The 17,890-nt window shown below is 72.0% G+C and carries 17 protein-coding genes; 14 read left to right on the top strand and 3 right to left on the bottom strand.

The genetic code is table 11. The features are described from left to right. The first annotated feature begins 9 nt into the window (after nucleotides 1-9). The 11 genes from F9C12_RS21160 to F9C12_RS21110 all read left to right on the top strand — a co-directional run bounded on the left by F9C12_RS21160 (nucleotide 10) and on the right by F9C12_RS21110 (nucleotide 10,734). Nucleotides 10-1,248 (top strand): sensor histidine kinase, encoded by a 1,239-nt coding sequence (locus tag F9C12_RS21160; protein ID WP_409461589.1) that lies wholly within the window; start codon nucleotides 10-12, stop codon nucleotides 1,246-1,248. Beyond that, entirely contained in the window at nucleotides 1,245-1,934 is a 690-nt protein-coding gene (locus F9C12_RS21155; RefSeq protein WP_009071942.1) for a response regulator transcription factor, read from the top strand. Before F9C12_RS21160 ends, F9C12_RS21155 begins: the two co-directional genes overlap by 4 nt. Before the next feature lie 182 nt (nucleotides 1,935-2,116). Beyond that, complete coding sequence (locus F9C12_RS21150; protein WP_409183625.1) at nucleotides 2,117-3,100, top strand: hypothetical protein; 984 nt, start codon at nucleotides 2,117-2,119, stop codon at nucleotides 3,098-3,100. Nucleotides 3,101-3,248: 148 nt separating this feature from the next. Further along, nucleotides 3,249-5,018 (top strand): hypothetical protein, encoded by a 1,770-nt coding sequence (locus tag F9C12_RS21145; protein ID WP_409461588.1) that lies wholly within the window; start codon nucleotides 3,249-3,251, stop codon nucleotides 5,016-5,018. A gap of 64 nt (nucleotides 5,019-5,082) precedes the next feature. Further along, a complete protein-coding gene (locus tag F9C12_RS21140; RefSeq protein WP_409467043.1) occupies nucleotides 5,083-5,856 on the top strand; it encodes a sugar phosphate isomerase/epimerase family protein in 774 nt (257 codons plus the stop codon). A gap of 161 nt (nucleotides 5,857-6,017) precedes the next feature. Beyond that, nucleotides 6,018-6,848, top strand: coding sequence for a thioesterase family protein (locus F9C12_RS21135; RefSeq protein WP_409183622.1), 831 nt, complete (start codon nucleotides 6,018-6,020; stop codon nucleotides 6,846-6,848). Nucleotides 6,849-6,872: 24 nt separating this feature from the next. Continuing rightward, nucleotides 6,873-7,685 carry a pyrroline-5-carboxylate reductase gene (proC, locus tag F9C12_RS21130; RefSeq protein ID WP_409183621.1) on the top strand — a complete coding sequence of 271 codons (813 nt, stop codon included), beginning with the start codon at nucleotides 6,873-6,875 and terminating at the stop codon, nucleotides 7,683-7,685. A 198-nt stretch (nucleotides 7,686-7,883) separates the two neighbouring features. Next, nucleotides 7,884-8,099, top strand: a complete 216-nt coding sequence (locus F9C12_RS21125) for a helix-turn-helix domain-containing protein (protein ID WP_033291067.1) — start codon at nucleotides 7,884-7,886, stop codon at nucleotides 8,097-8,099. Between the two features lie 198 nt (nucleotides 8,100-8,297). Beyond that, nucleotides 8,298-8,399, top strand: a complete 102-nt coding sequence (locus tag F9C12_RS21120) for a 30S ribosomal protein bS22 (protein WP_007030867.1) — start codon at nucleotides 8,298-8,300, stop codon at nucleotides 8,397-8,399. A 260-nt stretch (nucleotides 8,400-8,659) separates the two neighbouring features. Next, the gene (locus tag F9C12_RS21115; protein ID WP_409183620.1) at nucleotides 8,660-9,706 is read left to right on the top strand and encodes an NAD-dependent epimerase/dehydratase family protein; all 1,047 of its coding nucleotides are present in this window, start codon (nucleotides 8,660-8,662) and stop codon (nucleotides 9,704-9,706) included. Then, complete coding sequence (locus F9C12_RS21110; RefSeq protein ID WP_409461587.1) at nucleotides 9,703-10,734, top strand: lysophospholipid acyltransferase family protein; 1,032 nt, start codon at nucleotides 9,703-9,705, stop codon at nucleotides 10,732-10,734. Before F9C12_RS21115 ends, F9C12_RS21110 begins: the two co-directional genes overlap by 4 nt. Nucleotides 10,735-10,768: 34 nt before the next feature. On the opposite strand, the gene F9C12_RS21105 is transcribed toward F9C12_RS21110, so the two are convergent. From F9C12_RS21105 to F9C12_RS21095, 3 genes are all read right to left on the bottom strand, one after another. Next, entirely contained in the window at nucleotides 10,769-11,677 is a 909-nt protein-coding gene (locus F9C12_RS21105) for an HAD family hydrolase (protein ID WP_051729659.1), read from the bottom strand. A gap of 150 nt (nucleotides 11,678-11,827) precedes the next feature. Further along, a complete protein-coding gene (locus F9C12_RS21100) occupies nucleotides 11,828-12,919 on the bottom strand; it encodes a DUF5667 domain-containing protein (RefSeq protein ID WP_409461586.1) in 1,092 nt (363 codons plus the stop codon). A gap of 97 nt (nucleotides 12,920-13,016) precedes the next feature. Then, nucleotides 13,017-13,724 carry a sigma-70 family RNA polymerase sigma factor gene (locus tag F9C12_RS21095; protein WP_409183617.1) on the bottom strand — a complete coding sequence of 236 codons (708 nt, stop codon included), beginning with the start codon at nucleotides 13,722-13,724 and terminating at the stop codon, nucleotides 13,017-13,019. A gap of 281 nt (nucleotides 13,725-14,005) precedes the next feature. On the opposite strand from F9C12_RS21095, the gene F9C12_RS21090 reads away from it, so the two are divergent. The 3 genes from F9C12_RS21090 to F9C12_RS21080 are packed head-to-tail and all read left to right on the top strand — an operon-like array spanning nucleotide 14,006 to nucleotide 17,364. Further along, nucleotides 14,006-15,511, top strand: coding sequence for an AMP-binding protein (locus F9C12_RS21090; RefSeq protein WP_409461585.1), 1,506 nt, complete (start codon nucleotides 14,006-14,008; stop codon nucleotides 15,509-15,511). A gap of 22 nt (nucleotides 15,512-15,533) precedes the next feature. After that, nucleotides 15,534-15,749 carry a glutaredoxin family protein gene (locus F9C12_RS21085; RefSeq protein WP_409186809.1) on the top strand — a complete coding sequence of 72 codons (216 nt, stop codon included), beginning with the start codon at nucleotides 15,534-15,536 and terminating at the stop codon, nucleotides 15,747-15,749. Nucleotides 15,750-15,807: 58 nt separating this feature from the next. Continuing rightward, nucleotides 15,808-17,364 carry a molybdopterin-dependent oxidoreductase gene (locus tag F9C12_RS21080; RefSeq protein ID WP_409461584.1) on the top strand — a complete coding sequence of 519 codons (1,557 nt, stop codon included), beginning with the start codon at nucleotides 15,808-15,810 and terminating at the stop codon, nucleotides 17,362-17,364. The last annotated feature ends 526 nt before the right edge of the window (nucleotides 17,365-17,890 follow it).

The following is a 17,890-nucleotide window of genomic DNA, read 5'->3' as shown; positions in this document are numbered from 1 at the left end:
GATTCCCCCGTGACCACGCCTGTTGTCCTGCTGACGGCCATCGGCGCTCTTGTCGTCGGCGCGGTCGCCGGGTTCCTCGCGGCCAGGGTGCGGGCCCGGCGCGAGGCGGCCCGGCCCACCGGCCCGACCGTCGCGGAGCTGCTGGAACGGCTGATCCGCTCCTCGAACAACGGCGTCATCGTGCTCAACCGGTTCGGCGACCTGGTGCTGCACAACCCGCGGGCGTACGAACTCGGTCTCGTCCGGGTGAACCAGGCCGATCCGCGGGCGCGCAAGGCCGCCGAGCAGGTGGTCGAGACCGACGAGCCGATGGAGGTCGACCTCTCGCCGCTGGAAAGCCGCGGCCGCCGCCAGCCGGAGGCGGTGCTCGGCGAGGTCCGGCCGCTGGGCGACGGATTCACCGTCGTCGAGGCCGTCGACCACTCCGAGGCCATCCGGCTGGAGGCGGTCCGCCGCGACTTCGTCGCGAACGTCAGCCACGAGCTGAAGACCCCGGTCGGCGCGATCGCGCTGCTCACCGAGGCCGTGCTGGACGCCGCCGAGGACGTCGAGGAGGTCCGCCGCTTCGGCGGCAAGATCCTGCGCGAGTCCACCCGGCTCGGCCAGCTGGTCACCGAACTGATCGCGCTGTCTCGCCTCCAAGGCGCCGAACGGCTGCCCGACCTCAACGTGGTCGAGGTCGACGCCGTCGTGCGCGAGGCGCTCGGGCGCACCACGCTGTCCGCGGAGTCCGCCGACATCACCATCACCACCGACGCGCCGAGCGGCCTGCTCATCGAGGGCGACCGGACGCTGCTGGTCACCGCGCTGTCGAACCTGCTGGAGAACGCCGTCGCGTACTCGTCGGCGGGCAGCCCGGTGTCGATCTCGCGCCGGCTCGCCGACGGCATGGTCGAAATCGCGGTGACCGACCGCGGCATCGGCATCGCCGAGGACGAGCAGCAGCGCGTGTTCGAGCGCTTCTACCGCGCGGACAAGGCGCGGTCGCGCGCCACCGGCGGCACCGGACTGGGACTGGCGATCGTGAAGCACGTCGCGGCCAACCACGGCGGTTCGGTCGGCCTGTGGAGCCGTCCGGGCACCGGGTCGACGTTCACCCTGCGCATCCCCGCGCACGTGCGCACCGAACCCGCCGACACCGCACGCAAGGCCGCGCCCGCGCGGCCGGACAAGACCCCCGAGCGGACACCCCGGCTCGTGGCAACCGGGCAGGAAATCTCCAGCCCAGACCATGGAGGAAACCTGTGACGAGGGTTCTCATAGTCGAGGACGAAGAGTCCTTCGCCGACCCGCTCGCCTTCTTGCTGCGCAAGGAGGGCTTCACCGCGGCGGTCGCGGTGACCGGCCAGCAGGCGCTGGAGGAGTTCGACCGCAACGGCGCCGACATCGTGCTGCTCGACCTGATGCTGCCCGGGATGAGCGGCACCGACGTGTGCAAGCAGCTGCGGCAGCGTTCCGCGGTGCCGGTGATCATGGTGACCGCGCGCGACAGCGAGATCGACAAGGTCGTCGGGCTGGAACTCGGCGCCGACGACTACGTGACCAAGCCCTACTCCGCCCGCGAGCTGATCGCCCGGGTGCGCGCGGTGCTGCGCCGCGGCGGCGAGCCGGGCAGCGACGGCGAACTCGCGCCGCTGGTGCTGTCGGCCGGACCGGTGCGGATGGACGTCGAACGGCACGTGGTGACTGTGGACGGCGGCGAGGTTTCGTTGCCGCTCAAGGAGTTCGACCTGCTGGAGTACCTGCTGCGCAACGTCGGCCGGGTGCTCACCCGCGGCCAGCTGATCGACCGGGTGTGGGGCGCGGACTACGTCGGCGACACCAAGACCCTCGACGTCCACGTGAAGCGGCTCCGCTCGAAGATCGAGCCGGACCCGGGTTCGCCGCGGCACCTGGTGACCGTGCGCGGGCTCGGCTACAAGTTCGAGACCTGAGCAGCGGTTCGGTCCGGGAAGGACTCCTTGCGGGAAGCTGACGCCCGCGAGGAGTCCTTCCCGGCTTTTGTCCGGATTTCAGCGCACACCGTGCCGGTTCGCGCACGCTGAGTCGATGTGGATCCGAGTGGAGTTGGTTACAGTTTCGAGACCTGGCACTGGGACCGGTACGCTGAATCCTCGTGCGCCTAGGGGTACTCGACGTCGGTTCCAACACCGTCCACTTGCTCGTTGTCGACGCCCACCGTGGCGCCCACCCGACCCCGATGCACTCCGAGAAGACGATGCTGCGGCTGGCCGAACAGCTCACCGGGTCCGGCGAACTGAGCCGCCCCGGCGAGGACGGCCTGGTCCGGGCGGTCGAATCGGCCAAGGCCGCGGCCGCGCGGCTCGGCTGCGAGGACGTGCTGGCGTTCGCGACGTCCGCGGTGCGCGAGGCGAAGAACTCGGCGAAGGTGCTCGCCAGGGTGAGCGCCGAGACCGGCGTCGACCTGCGCGTGCTGTCCGGGGAGGACGAGGCGCGGCTCACCTTCCTCGCGGTGCGCCGGTGGTACGGCTGGTCGGCCGGGAAACTGCTGGTGCTGGACATCGGCGGCGGGTCGTTCGAGGTCGCGATGGGCCGCGACGAGGAACCCGAACTCGCCGAATCGCTTCCGCTCGGAGCCGGGCGCACCACCCGCACCCGCTTCCGCCACGACCCGCCGACGCGGTCCGAGGTCGTCGCGACGTCGGCCTGGCTCGAGGACCAGCTCGCCGGGCTCGCGAAGAAGGTCGCGGCGCAGGGGCTGCCGGACCGGGTCGTGGCCACGTCCAAGACGTTCCGCTCGCTCGCCCGGCTGACCGGGGCGGCCCCCTCGGCGGCGGGCCCGCGCGTGCGCCGTACGCTCACCGACACCGCCCTTCGCCAGCTCATCGCCTTCATTTCGCGGATGACCGCCGCGGATCTGGCCCAGCTGGAAGGCGTCAGCGCGAGCCGGTCGCATCAGCTCGTGGCGGGCGCGCTGGTGGCGCAGGCCGCGATGCGGGCACTCTCCCTCACCGAGTTGGAGATTTGCCCCTGGGCGCTGCGAGAGGGTGTCATCCTGCGGCGGTTGGACCACGCCAACGGTGCGGACGAAGCCGGAACCGCGGTCGCCGGCGTTTCGGCGAGTGGGGAGGACCGGTGACAGCAGCGGACTGGACTTGCCCGACGAAGACCAGGCACGGTGAAGAGGTGACGGACATGCACTGCACGGTGTCGATCGCGCGCGGCTCCGGAGGCAGGTGTGCCCGAGTGACCACAACCAACCCCGAGCGCGCTTTGGACAGCACGGTATGACGGACCAGACCGGCGGCGACCAGCCCCAGAAGACCGTGGCCGAACTGCTCGCCCAGCACGGGCAGCAGGTCGACGGCGGACGGCGACGCAGGCGCAGGGCGGCCGATGACGAAGACGAGGCCGCCCCGCGGCGCTCGGGCCTCACCGACACCGGGCCACAGGCGATCATCGACCGCGTGGCGTCCGAGGGCGGCACCCCGCCGCCGCCTTCGCGACCGCCGGGCGGCCGCCGCCGTCCGGACGCGGGCCCGCGTCCCGCCCCGCAGGAATCGGGCCAGTACCCGCGTCCGGGGCAGCAGCCGTCGGGGCAGTACCCGGCGCCGCAGGAGACCGGGCCGCCGCCGGTGAACGGCCAGCCGTCCGGGCAGTACCCGGTGAACGGCCAGCAGGACTCGGCGTACGTGCGCCCGCCTGCCCCGCCGCAGGAATCCGGGCAGTACCCCCGCCCGGCCAACGGACAGCAGGATTCGGCCTACGTGCGTCCGCCCGCGCCGCCGCAGGAATCGGGCCAGTTCGCCCGTCCCGCGCCGCCCGCGGCCGGTCCGCCGCCCGCGGCCGGTCCGCAGGGCACCGGCTACCTGCGTCCCGCCGCGCCGCAGGAATCCGGGCAGTACCCGCGCCCGGCCAACGGACAGCAGGATTCGGCCTACGTGCGCCCGCCCGCCCCGCCGCAGGAATCCGGGCAGATGCCGGTGCCGCCGCGCGGCCGTCCGCCGCGTCCGCAGGCCGCCGACGAGGAGACCCGCGGCGCGGTGCCGCCGGTCCGCCGCCGTCCGGCCCCGCAGGCTCCGCCGCCCCCGCCCGAAGGCGGTTTGGCGGCCCGGCTCGACGGTCTCGACGGCGACGCCCCGGAACCGCCCGCGACGCCGATGGCGAGCGGCGCGTTCCCGGCTCCCGGAGCCCCGGCCGCTCCTCCCGGCCGGCCGCGGCGTGCTCCGGCCCGCCGTCCGGCCCCGAAGCAGGAGCCGCACACCGAGCAGTTCGACGCGATCGACGGCCCGCCCGCCGAGCCCGTCGCCGAGGACGCGCCGCCCGCGGGGCTGGCCGGCTGGCGGCAGCGGCGGCAGGCGGAGCAGCTGGAGGACACCGAGGTCGGCATGATGCCGGCCGTACCGCCCGCCGGCGCGGAACCCGCGCCGGCTGAGGATTACGTCGAAGACGACTACGTCGACGACGGTTACGAGGACGAATACCCGCCCGCCGCCGCGGATTACGACGCGGGCCCGCCGACTGCGGGCTACCCGGCCCCGATGCCGTTCGCGCCGGGCGGCAAGGAGCCGGTCGAGGACGATCTCGCCGAGTACGAGCGCGAGTTCGCCGAGCCGTCCGGCTACCCCGAGAGCCAGCCGGACTTCGAAGGCGACGACGGCTACGGGTATGAGCAGGCCGAAGGCTACGAGCACGCCGAGGGCTACGCCGAAGGCGACGAGTACGACGACTACCCCGAGGAAGCCGTCGCCGAGGACGCTCCGGAGGCCGAAGCCGAGCCGGAACCCGCGGTGTCCGCGGGCAAGCAGTGGCTGACCCTGGCCGGGCAGCTGGCGCTGGGCGTCGTCGGCGGCGCCGCCGTGTGGCTCGGCTTCAACTGGCTGTGGGTCAACCTCGCGCCCGCCGCGCTCGTGGGCGCGCTGCTGGTGATCGTCGCGCTGGTCTGGATCGTGCGGAAGATCCGCCGCGCCGAGGACCTGCAGACGACGCTGCTGGCGATTCTCGTCGGCCTGGTGGTGACGGTGTCGCCCGCGGCGCTGTTGCTGGTGGCCAAGTAGCGGGTCGCCGAGGACGCTGGGGCAGGATGGGCGCGTGAGTGAGAGCGCGCCCGTCCCCGTGGGCCTGAGCACCGCCTCGGTGTGGCCGCTGCGCGCGGGCGCGGCGTTCGAGCTGGCCGCGGATCTCGGCTACGACGGCGTCGAGGTCATGGTGTGGGCCGACCCGATCAGCCAGGACGTCTCGGCGATCCGGCGCTGGTCGCGGCGCACCGGGATGCCGGTGCTGTCGATCCATTCGCCCTCGCTGCTGATCACGCAGCGGATCTGGTCGCCGGACCCGGAGGTGCGGCTGCGCCGGTCCGTGGACGCCGCGCTGGAACTCGGCGCGCGCACGGTCGTGGTGCATCCGCCGTTTCGCTGGCAGCGCCGCTACGGCGACGCGTTCGGCTATCTGGTGGAGGAGCTGGAGGACGCCAGCGGGGTCCACGTGGCGGTGGAGAACATGTTCAAGGTCCGCCCGCCCGGAGGTTCGCGGGACGCGCGGGTGTCGGCGTTCCGGCCGTCGATCGACCCCACCGACGTCGGCTTCCGGCACTACACCTTGGATCTGTCGCATTCGGCCGCGGCGAGGATGGACGCGCTGGCGCTGGCCGACCGGATGGGGGCGGGCTTGAGCCACGTCCATTTGGCGGACGGGACGGGCATTCCGAAGGACGAGCACTTGATTCCGGGGCATGGCGGGCAGCCGTGCGCGGAGTTGCTGGAGAAGCTGGTCAGCGACGGCTTTTCCGGGCAGGTGGTGCTGGAGGTGAACACCCGGCACGCGCCGGGTGCGGCGGCGCGGGCGCGGGCGCTGGCGGAGGCGTTGCTGTTCGCCCGGTTGCACCTGGGGCAGTGATCCGCGGGTGATCTTGCTCGGCTGTCCGGGCGGTCCCTGCCCGGCTCGGCTCGCAAAGGCGGCCGCGCACCGTAAAGTGCGGGCGTGACCTCGTTGCCATCGCCGTCTGCAGATTTCGCCGGACCCGGTTCCACGCGCCGTATCGCCGTGGCCGGTTGTCCGTGAGCGCGGCCGACGACACCGCGACCGCCTTCGACGCGGCCACCGCAGTCCGGTCGCTCGGGGATGGCACGTTCACCGCGACGTTGCGTGCGGAATGGGCGATCGGGGTCCATCCGCACGGCGGGTTTCTGGTGGCGTTGCTGGCGAAAACCGCCGCCGCCGCGTTGCACGAACGCGGGGACGCGACGGTCGACCCGCTCGCGGTGAGCACCGAATTCCTGCACGCGCCCGCGCTTGGGCCAGTGTTGCTGCGCGCCGATGTGCGCAAGGTCGGCCGCCGGGTGTCGGTGGTGGCGGTGTCGCTCGAACAGCGCGGGCGGGCTTGCGTCGAGGCGAGGGTCACGGTCGGCCGGTTGCCGATGCGCCGTTCCGAATGGACGGACCTGCCGCAGATGCCCGCCGAACCCCCGCCGAGCGCGCCGCAGCTCGGCAAGGACACTCCGGAAGGCCCGTTCCACCTGTCCGCCGCCTGCGACGTGCGGCTGGACCCGGCGACCGCGGGATTCCTGTCCGGACGCACCGGCGACCCGCCCCGGCTGCGGATGTGGGCGCGTCCGCGCACCGGCCAGCCCGACGTGTACTTCGCGCTGCTGGCCGGCGACCTCAACCCGCCGGTGGTGGCGAACCTCGGCAGGCACGGCTGGGCCCCGACCGTCCAGCTGACCTCGTTGCTGCGCACCCGCCCGGCGCCGGGCTGGCTGCGGATCCTCGTCGAATCGCGCTCGGTGCACGAGCCGTGGTTCGACTCGGACGCGACCGTCGTGGACGCCCAGGGCCGCCTCGTCGCGCAGGTGCGGCAGCTGGCGCTCGCCCCGGCACCGGGCGGCTGAGCCGGGTTTGGCACGCTGAAGCACATGAGTGTGATCGCGGTGCTGGGTGCGGGAAAGATCGGCGAAGCCCTGCTGTCGGGCCTGCTCAACGGCGGCCACGAGCCAGGCGACCTGCTCTTCACCGAACGGTACGAAGAGCGGGCGCGCGAGCTGGAGACGCGCTACCCGGGCATGAAAGCGGCGACTGTCGCGGACGCGGCCCGGCGGGCGGACATCCTCGTGGTCGCGGTGAAGCCGCAGGACATCGAGCCGGTGCTGGACGAGCTGGCCCCGCTGCTCGGCACGGGGTCGCTGGTCGTCTCGCTGTGCGCGGGACTGCCGACGACGCTGTACGAACGCCGGCTCGCCGAGGGCGTCCCGGTCGTCCGCGTGATGCCGAACACCCCGATGCTGGTCGGCGAGGCGATGAGCGCGATCTCACCCGGCAAGCACGCGACCGCGGAGCACCTCGCGACGGTCAGGGAGCTGCTGTCGCACGTCGGACAGGTCGTCGAGGTGCCGGAGCGGCAGCAGGACGCGGTCACCGCGCTGTCCGGATCCGGTCCGGCGTACTTCTTCTACCTGGTCGAGGCCATGATCGACGCGGGCATCCTGCTCGGGCTGCCGCGGGCGCTGGCCGGGCAGCTGATCATCCAGTCGGCGGTCGGCGCGGCGAAGATGCTGGCCGAGGGCCAGGACCACCCGGTGCTGCTGCGCGAGGCGGTCACGTCCCCGGCCGGGACGACCATCAACGCGATCCGCGAGCTGGAGAAGCACGGCGTCCGCGCGGCGCTGCTCGACGCGATCGAGGCCGCCCGCGACCGTTCGGAGGAGCTGGGCCGAGCCCACGAGAACTGAGCGCTCGGCTGGCCGATCCCGGCAAACCGGACTCTGCTGGGCCGTCTGGGCTACGTGAAGCCCCAGGTGAGGGCCCATCCTGGTGACAGGCGTCGCACGAGTCCCACCTGTCCCGCTACCCTCGGAAGAGCACGTGCGTGTCGATACCACAGGTGGGGAAGCCTCGTGGCGCGACACGTGTCGAAGGACGCGGTAAACATGTCGCCGAACAAGAGGGAGGATTTGCCCGCCGTAGGGCAGGTCCAGTTTTTGACAGTCGCCGAAGTGGCCACGCTGATGCGGGTCTCGAAGATGACCGTGTACCGCCTGGTGCATTCGGGGGAACTTCCCGCGGTCAGAGTCGGGAAGTCCTTCCGGGTGCCGGAAAAAGCGGTGCACGAGTATCTGCAGGGTGCTTACTTCGACGTCGGGTGAGGGCTCCGCGCGGCTCCGCCGCTCCGGTGAGAGCGGTGGCGGGGCGGGGCCCGGGAGGTCGCCGGGCATGCGTCAAACCATGCCCGCCGACCGGCCCGCGCCGGGACGCTAGTAGCCTGGTAAACCGCTCGTGCCTGTGCGCTCCACCCGTTGGACGCTGCGCCGGGCAGCGTGACCGACGACCATAGAGGAGCGCCCATGGGTTCCGTGATCAAGAAGCGCCGCAAGCGCATGTCGAAGAAGAAGCACCGCAAGCTGCTGCGTCGCACGCGAGTGCAGCGGCGCAAGGCCGGCAAGTGAGCCGTCCGCGCGGTTGAGGTTTCGTGGCCCGTCCAGTCTCTGGACGGGCCACACTCATGTTCGGCCTTTTCTACGCCCGATCGAGTGAGGCGCGGATCGCAATCCGGGCACCGCTGTTAAAACCAGGTAAGCCCTGGTCAGAAGCCCGCTCTCGGCCGGTAACATGGCAGGCGCATCAGCGCGATGCTTCCAGCGAGTGCAGGTTCGCGCACCCCGAGTGATCACTCCGTCTTGCACACTGCTGCCGATCAGGGAGTTCCATGGCCTCGAACATCGTGCTCGTCACCGGGGTCGCCGGCGACCTTGGCGGGAAGCTGCTCGCCAGGCTCGGCGCGCATCCGGATCTCGAGCGGGTGATCGGCGTCGACACCGCCCCGCCCGCCAAGGACATCCAGAAGCGGATGGGCCGCGCCGAGTTCGTCCGCGCCGACATCCGCAATCCGCTCATCGCGAAGGTGATCAGCAGCGCCGAGGTGGACACCGTCGTGCACACCTCGTGCACCGCGCATCCGGCCGGGCCGAGCCGGCGCGCGGCGGTCAAGGAAGTCAACGTCATCGGCACCATGCGGCTGCTCGCCGCGTGCCAGCGCGCGCCGAAGGTGCGCAAGCTCGTCGTGAAGTCCAGCGCCGCGGTGTACGGCGCGGGCGCGCGGTCGCAGGCGGTGTTCACCGAGGATTCGGAGCTGATCCCGCCGTCGTCCAGCGGCTACGCGAAGGACGCGGTCGAGATGGAGGGCTACGTGCGCGGCCTCGCCCGCCGCCGCCCGGACCTGACGATCACCCTGCTGCGGTTCGCGAACATCATCGGCCCCGAGGTCGACACCGTGCTGGCCCGGTACTTCTCGCTGCCGGTCGTGCCGACGGTTTTCGGGTACGACTCCCGGCTGCAGCTGCTGCACGGCTCAGACGCGCTGTCGGTGCTCGAAATGGCCACGCTGGAAGACCGGCCGGGCGTGTTCAACGTCGCCTCCGAGGGCGTGCTCACGCTGTCGCAGGCGATCCGCCGGGCGGGCCGGGTCGGGCTGCCGATGCCGCGTGCGGTGGTCCCGTCGGTCGGCAAGCTGCTGCGCGGCGCGCGGGTGGTCGATTTCTCGCCCGACCAGGTGCGGCTGCTGAACTTCGGCCGCGCGGTCGACATCACGAAGCTCAAGAAGGAATTCGGGTACACGCCCCGCTGGACCACCCGCGAGGCGTTCGACGATTACGTGGCCGGCGCAGGTCTGCGTCCGGTGCTCGACGGCGGCGCGCTGGCCGGGCTGGCCGGCAAGGTGCTCGAGGCCGCCGCCACCGGGCAGGCGCGCCGATGAGCCACGCGACGAGGGCCGGAAGCGAGGCGAATCCCGTGAACACCGCTGCTGAGGCACAGGTCATTCCGCTGCACGGACCCGGCCGGGAGAAACCCGCGGAGACGCCGGAGCGGACCGAGGAGCGCGTGGACGCGCCGGTCGTCGAGTTCCCGGCGCAGCCGTCCGGTCCGGTGCGCGAGCCCGCGCCCGATCCGCTGTCGGAGTCGGTGCGCGGCGCGCTCACCTTCCTGCGCCATCGGCTCACCGGCGACTACGAGGTGGACGAGTTCGGCTTCGACGCCGAACTCACCGAGACGCTCGTGCTGCCGCCGCTGCGCGCGCTGTACGAGAAGTGGTTCCGCGTCGACACGTTCGGCGTCGAGAACCTGCCCAAGGCGGGCGGCGCGCTGCTGGTGTCCAACCACTCCGGCACCTTGCCGCTCGACGCGCTGATGACCGCGGTCGCGGTGCACGACGAGACCGGCGGACGGCACCTGCGCGGCCTCGGCGCGGACCTGGTGTTCAAGCTGCCGCTGGTCGGGTCGTTCGCGCGCAAGTCCGGGCAGACGCTGGCCTGCAACGCCGACGCCGAACGGCTGCTGGCCAACGGCGAGCTGGTCGGCGTGTGGCCGGAAGGGTTCAAGGGCGTCGGGAAGCCGTTCTCCGCGCGGTACAAGCTGCAGCGCTTCGGCCGCGGCGGGTTCGTGTCCGCGGCGATGCGCGCGGGCGTGCCGATCATCCCGGTGTCGGTGGTCGGGGCCGAGGAGACGTACCCGAAGATCGGCGAGCTGAAGGTGCTGGCGCGGCTGTTCGGGCTGCCGTACTTCCCGGTCACGCCGTTCTTCCCGCTGCTGGGCCCGCTCGGCGCGGTGCCGCTGCCGACGAAGTGGTCCATCGAGTTCGGCGAGCCGATCCGCACCGACGACTACGGCCCGGACGCGGTCGACGATCCGATGCTGGTCTTCACGCTCACCGACCAGGTGCGCGAGTCGATCCAGCACTCGCTGTACCGGCGGCTTTCCCAGCGGCGCAGCGTTTTCCGCGGCTGAGTTTCCGCCGGGCAGGTGCTGGACTGTTGCGCCTTCAGCGGCGGCGGTACGCCATCCCCGCGGCGACCGCCCCCGCGACCGCGCCCGCGCCGAGCACCGACGGGACTCCGATGCGGGCGGCTTTGCGGCCGGTGCGGAAGTCGCGGATTTCCCAGCCGCGGGCGCGGGCGACGTCGCGCAGGCCGCTGTCCGGGTTGACCGCGACCGCGGTGCCGACGACCGACAGCATCGGGACGTCGTTCTGCGAATCCGAATAAGCCGTGCAGCGCTTGAGGTTCAGGCCTTCCCGCGAGGCGAGCGCGCGGACCGCGTGTGCCTTCGCGCGGCCGTGCAGCATGTCGCCGACCAACCGTCCGGTGTAGACGCCGTCCTTGGTTTCCGCGACCGTGCCGAGCGCGCCGGTGAGGCCGAGGCGACGGGAGATGATCGCGGCGAGTTCGATCGGCGTCGCGGTGACGAGCCACACCCGCTGGCCCGCGTCGAGGTGCATCTGCGCGAGCGCGCGGGTGCCGGACCAGATCTTGTCCGCCATCAGCTCGTCGTAGATTTCCTCGCTCATCGTGGTGAGCTCCTCGACCGTGCGACCGGCCACAAAGGACAGCGCGCGCTCGCGGTGGGTCTTGATGTCGGCCTTGTTCTCGCGCCCGCCGATGCGGAACTTCACCTGGTCCCACACGAAACCGGCGAGGTCGGCCGAGGTGAAGAACTTGCGCGCGGCCAGCCCGCGGGCGAAGTAGAAGATCGAGGCGCCCATCATCATCGTGTTGTCCACGTCGAAGAAGGCGCCCGCGGTGAGGTCCGGCGGTGCGGGCGGAACCGTCGTCGCCAGCTGCGCCGAGGAGGACGCGGCCTCCGCCGACGCTTCTCCGGCGAGCGTGGCGAGCCGCTCGAGTTCCTGACTCTTATCCTTGCCACGCCAAGCTGACACGCACACCGCCTCCAGGTTCGGGCACGTCCCGGCGGACGACGCCGACCGGGTCCTGCAGGACAGGGTAGCGACCGGGCGACTCACCCGTTGGAGATGTGGCCCGCGCCTCGGATAGGGGTTGCCGGGTTGTGCTGATCATGGCCCGGGACAGTGGCGAAGGTCGCGTCAGCCGACGACGACCGGCGGGAGTCCGGGCAGCAGCGGCGGGATCGAAACGACCGGCGGCGGCGCGGGCCGGGTCGGGATCCGGGGTGCGGTGGGGGCGGTGATCGGCGGCGGGACGCTCGGCGGGGCCGGAGGGTGCGGGACCTCGGCTGTCGTCGGGGTCGGGGTCGGCGTGCTCGAGTTGCTGACGGTCGGCGACGAGACCGAGCGCACCGGCAGCGGGGAGTCCGACGGCGGAACGCTCGACTCGGGAGCCGCCGGTGGCGGGCTGCTCGGCGTGGAGCCGCCGGGCGACAGCGGCTGCTGCGTGCACGCGCCGTGCGCGGGGAGCAGGCCGAGTTCGTCGGTGGTGCCGGTGGTGATCTGGTAGCAGCTCAGTCGCGAGCCGAGCGCGGAAGTGCGCTGCTGGACCCGGTCGAGCAACAGGCGGGCCTGCTGGAACTCCTCGCGGGCGGACGCCGGGATGCCGGTCTGCTCCGCTTCCAGTTGCCGCGCCTGGCTCTGCGCCCACGATTCCAGCGACGTCAGCCGAGTGCGGTTGCCGCTCGTCGTGGCCAGTTCGGTGAGTTCGGCCACGCCCGCGCGGACGTCGCTGCCGAAATCGTGCAGCGCGGTTTCGTAGGCCGCCGGGCTGGCGTCGTTCATCCGGCTCAGTTCGGTGACGCGGTTCGCGGCGAACTTCAGGTGTTTCTCGGCTTTGGCCTCGTCGTCGAAGGTCAAACCGAGCGACGTGACCTCGCCGGCTCGCTTCACGCTGTACAGCGCGTCTCCGGGCAGGGCGTCTCGCGAAAGCAGCAGGGTGAGCCCGCCGAGGCCGAGGATCAGCGCGATGCCCGCGGCGGCGAGGTCGGCCATTCGCGGCCGCCACCGGCGGCGGGGCAGCGGTTCGCCGATGCGGCCTTCGATCTCGGCGCGGATCCGGGCCCGCGTGGCGGGATCGGGGGCGCCGGCCTGGCCCAGTTCGCGCAGTGCGCCGACGAGGGCCAGCTCTTCGGCGAACTCGCCGGCCCGCTGCCGGGGGGAAGCATTGATCGCGTCGTCGAACCGCTCGCTCTCGGTCCGACCACGCGAAAACCACCCGGGCACGCCCACGGTGCTGCTCCGTCTCCACCCAACGCCCGGCCCTGACCGCCGGTCTGGGTGAGAAACGATTAAGAAACCGGAAAAGTTACGGTTGTTCGTTGAACGATCAACGCAGGCCGGTCGGCAGCAGCTGCGCGAGCCGCCGGACCGCCCGGTGCTGCAGTGCCTTCACCGCGCCCTCGTTGCGGTCCATGATCTGCGCGGTCTCCGCGACCGACAGCCCCTGCAGGAACCGCAGCACGATGCATTCGCGCTGGTCCTCGCCCAGTTCGGCGACACAGCGCAGCAGCTCGGCCCGGGTCGCGCCGGCGATCGCCTGCTGTTCGGGGCCGGCCTGGGCGGCCGGGCCGACCGGTCCGCCGGGCACGCCGCCCGGTTCGGCGACCTCGTCGGTGACGACCTCGAGCCGGAACCGGCTGGACTTCACGTGGTCGAGGATCAGGTTGCGGGCGATGGTGACGAACCACGCGCCGACGTCGCGGCCCTGGTAGCTGACCGACGTGATCCGGCGCAGCGCGCGCAGGAAGGTCTCGCTGGTGACGTCCTCGGCCAGGTCGCGGTCGCCGAGGCGGAAGAGCGCGTAGCGGTAGACGACGTCGACGTACCGGTCGTAGAGCTGGCCGAACGCGGAGGAGTCGCCCGCCTGCGCGGCCCGCACCAGTTCCCACGCCTCGGCCTTCGCGACCTCGGCGGCGTCCGGTTCGGGGCCGGTCTTGGGCAGCGGCACGGCGGCCGCGGACGAGCCGAACACGCGGTCGGCGAACATCGAGACCGGGCCGCGGTGCGCGGCGGACAGGGTGATCGGACGGGTCATCGGGCGGCACCTCCGGCTGTCCCTGGTGCGGCCGGGCGCGTTCCCGAGCGCGCGAAGGCAGGCCGCGGCGCGTGTCCCACACCCTCGTGGACCGGCAGCTTCGGCACGACGACTCCCTTGCTCGGATCACCCGGTAGTGATCAACGCCACCCGGCGACGCAGTGCAGCATACGTGTTGTTACCGCGAAGTAGGTAGTGTCCGGGTCAGGCAGAGGTGCGACGATCGCGCGGCATCCCCATTACGGGTGACAAGATGACGAATCCGCAACGGAACGAGAGGGGTGGGGGTGGACCGGATCAGCACCGCCCACGGCGTCGCCGGCCTGCTCGCCGATGCGGCCAGCCGCTGGCCGGAACGCACGGCGATCACCGAGACGGGCACGGGCAGCACGCTGACCTGGCGAGAGCTCGACGAAGCGGCGCACGCGCAAGCACGCCGGCTGGTCTCCTCCGGCGTCGCGCCGGGCGAACCGGTGGTGCTGCGGCTCCCGACGTCGGCTGACTTCGCGGTCGCCCTGTTCGCCGTGCTGCGCGCGGGCGGAATCGCGGTGCCGCTCTCGCCGCAGGCGCCCGTGCCCGAGTTGGAGCGCCTGCTGGAGCACTGCGGCGCGAAACGCGTCGTGCAGCGCGACAACGCGGAACTGCCCGAGGGCGTCACCAGCTTGCCGCCGCGCAGCGACGAGCCGGGCGAACCGGTCGATCTCGGCCGTTCCGGCGAGGACATCGCGGTCATTTCGTACACCTCCGGCACGACCGGCCCGCCGCGCGGAGTGCTGCTGTCGCACCGCGCGTTGCTGGCCAACCTCGACCAGCTGTCCCAAGTGGACGGGGTGACCGAGCACGACGACCGGGTGCTGGTCTCGATCCCGCTCTTCCATGTTTACGGTCTCGGCCCCGGGCTGCTCATGGCGACCGCGGTCGGCGCGACGCTCGTGCTGTCCGAACGCTTCGAAGCCCGGCGGACGCTCCAGGACTGCGCCGAGCACCGCGTCACGGCGATCACCGGCGTGCCCGCGATGTACAACGAATTCGCCGCTCTCGAGCCGGAAGAACTCGCCCGCGGGCTGGCGACGGTGAAGCGGCTGACCTCCGGTGCCGCGCCGTTGCATCCGAAGGTGCTCGCGGCGATCCGCGAGGCCGCCGGGCTCGACGTGTACGAGGGCTACGGGCTCACCGAATGCGCGCCGGTGGTGACGTCGACGCTGGTCACCGGCTATCCGAAGCCCGGCTCGGTCGGGCGGCCGCTGCCCGGGATCGAGCTGCGGCTGGTGGATTCCGACGGATCGGCCGACGACCTGCCGCTCGACCCGGAGGAACCGGACGACGTGTTCGAGGCCGGCGGCAGCACCGGGCTGGTGTCGGTGCGCGGGGCGAACCTGTTCTCCGGGTACTGGCCGGACGGCGCGCACGGGCCGGACGCCGAGGGCTGGTTCCGGACCGGCGACGTCGGCTACCTCGATTCCGACGGCGACCTGCATCTGGTCGACCGGGCCAACGACTTGATCATCGTGAACGGCTTCAACGTCTTCCCGCACGAGGTCGAGGAAGTGATCGCGCAGCTGCCCGAGGTGGTCGAGGCCGCCGTGGTGGGCGTGGTGGACGAGCGAAGCGGCGAAGCGGTGAAGGCGGTCGTGGTGCCCGCCGAAGGTGCGGCGTTGTCGGAGCAGCAGGTGGTGGACCAATGCGCCGCGCATCTCGCCGGGTACAAGGTGCCGCACACCGTCGAGTTCGCCGAGACGCTGCCGCATTCGGCGACCGGGAAGCTGCGGCGGCTGAAGCTACGCTGAGTCTGTGCACAAAGTGACCGTGATGAGCCGCGAAGGGTGCCACCTGTGCGAGGTGGCCGAGGCGGACGTCGCGCGGATCTGCGGCGAGCTGGGCGTGCCGTGGGAGACCGCGGACGTCGACAGCGACCCGGAATGGCGGGCCGAATACGGCGACCAGGTGCCGGTGATCCTGATCGACGGGGTCGAGCACGGGTACTGGCGCGTCGAGGAAGAACGGCTGCGCGCGGCGCTGCGGTAAGCAACCCGTAAGCGGTTCGAACGGGCCAGACCGGGCCGGACCCGCCGAAGATGGTGGGGTGAGTGCCTTGAAAGAAGCCCCGCCGACCGCCCGGCCGCGCCTGTCGCTGGGCCTCGCGACGTTCCTCGGGCTGGTTTCGCTGGCCGTCGCGCTGGGCGTGGGACATCTGGTCGCCGGTTTCGTCGGGTACAACGCGTCGCCGTTCGTCGCGGTCGCGGACTTCGTGATCGCGCACAGCCCGCACGCCGTCGTGGTGTGGGCGGAGCAGACGATCGGGACCGCCGACAAGACCGTGCTCAAGATCGGCCTGGCCGTGGTGCTGCTGGGCTTCGCGGTGCTCGCCGGACAGCTTTCGCGCCGTCGTCCGCTGCCGGGCCAGTTGCTGGTGGTCGTGGTCGGCGCGTTCGGCATTTACGCGGTGTTCGAGCGCACGGACGTCGGGCAGCTCGCGTTGCTGGCTCCGGTGCTGGCGCTGGGCGCTGCGCTGCTGGTGTTCAGCTGGCTGCATCGCCGGGCCTTGCCGGCGGAAACCGAACCGCGGCAAGGACTCAGCCGCCGCCAGGTGCTGCGGCGCGGCGCGGGAATCGCGGCTGGCGCGGGCGTGGCGGCGATCGTCGGCGAGGTCGTGTCCACCACCAGCAGCGCGACCGGCTCGCGGGCGTCGATCGGGCCGCTGGTCGCTGCCCGGAAGGCCCCGCCGCTGCCGCCGGACGCGGATTTCCACCGGCTCGGGTCGCCGCCGTTCATCACGCCGAACGGGAGTTTCTACCGGATCGACACCGCGTTCGTCGTGCCGCAGGTGCGGGCCGAGGACTGGACCCTGAAGATCCACGGCATGGTCGACCGCGAGGTGAGCTTCTCCTACGCGGACATCCGGAACCGCCCGCTGGTGGAGCGGACCGTGACGCTCACCTGCGTCTCCAACGAGGTCGGCGGCGACTTGATCTCCACCGCGAACTTCATCGGCGTGGACCTGGTCGACCTGCTGGCCGAGGCGGGTGTGCAGGCGGGCGCGCAGCAGATGTACGCGACCAGTGTCGACGGCTTCACGTGCGGCACCCCGGCCAACGTCGCGCTCGACCCGGCGCGCGGCGCGATGCTGGCGATCGGCATGAACGGCGAGCCGCTCCCGGTCGAGCACGGCTTCCCGGCGCGGATCGTGATCCCCGGGCTGTACGGGTACGTGTCGGCGACCAAATGGGTCACCGACCTGGAGTTCACCACCTGGGACGCGCGGCAGGCGTACTGGCTTCAGCGGGGCTGGGCGGAACAGGCCCCGATCAAGACCGAATCGCGGATCGACGCACCGGCCAGCGGGACGTCGGTGCGCGCGGGCAAGGTCCGGGTGGCGGGGACGGCGTGGGCGCAGCACGTCGGGATCGCGAAGGTCGAGGTGCGGGTCGACCAGGGCGCGTGGCTTCCGGCGACGCTTTCGGCCGAGGTCAACAAGGACACCTGGCGGATGTGGTGGGCCGAGGTGCCGGTGCCGCCGGGCAGCCACACGATGACGGTGCGGGCGACCGACCAGTCCGGCTACACCCAGACCGACCACCCCGCGGACCCGGTTCCGGACGGCGCGACCGGGTGGCACACGGTGCCCTTCACCGCCGCCTGAGCGAGCGTGGTTGTGCTTCTGGTCATGCGGATGACCAGTGACTTTGTGCATGCGTTCACAAGTGGACTACCGTAGGAACCCGTCCCCGCGAGGGCCGGTATCGAACCGGACGGAAGCCGTGGGGTCAAGGGTTGGTTTTCCACTGCCGGTCGAGGCAGCTGGGGGACAGCGCGGGCACGAAGCCGGATTGAGGAGAAGTCAGCGTGGTGACACAGCGGGGCGGGCGCAGCGGTGCCGAACCGCCGGCCACGCCTCCCCGCGACGAATCCGACTCGGCCGAACCCGCCCCGCCAGCCGCGCGCCGGTCCGGCGGACGGCACGCCGCGGGAAGCCGCCGTCGCGCGACGGTGACCGAGAACGGGTTGGCGCGCAACGGAAACTCGGCGGGCCCGGACAACGGGAACGAGCAGGTCGCCGGTGGCGGCGCGCACGCCGCGGGCAACGGCCGGGCCGCCGCGGCAGGCAACGGCAACGGCCGCACCAGCCGCGCCGCCGCCCGAGCCGCCGCCGAAGCCCAGGCCGAAAC

It is taken from the genome of Amycolatopsis sp. GA6-003, assembly GCF_046267895.1.
GTDB lineage: Bacteria > Actinomycetota > Actinomycetes > Mycobacteriales > Pseudonocardiaceae > Amycolatopsis.
Note: the sequence above shows the minus strand (reverse complement) of the source record. Positions and strands in the feature narration are given on the sequence as shown.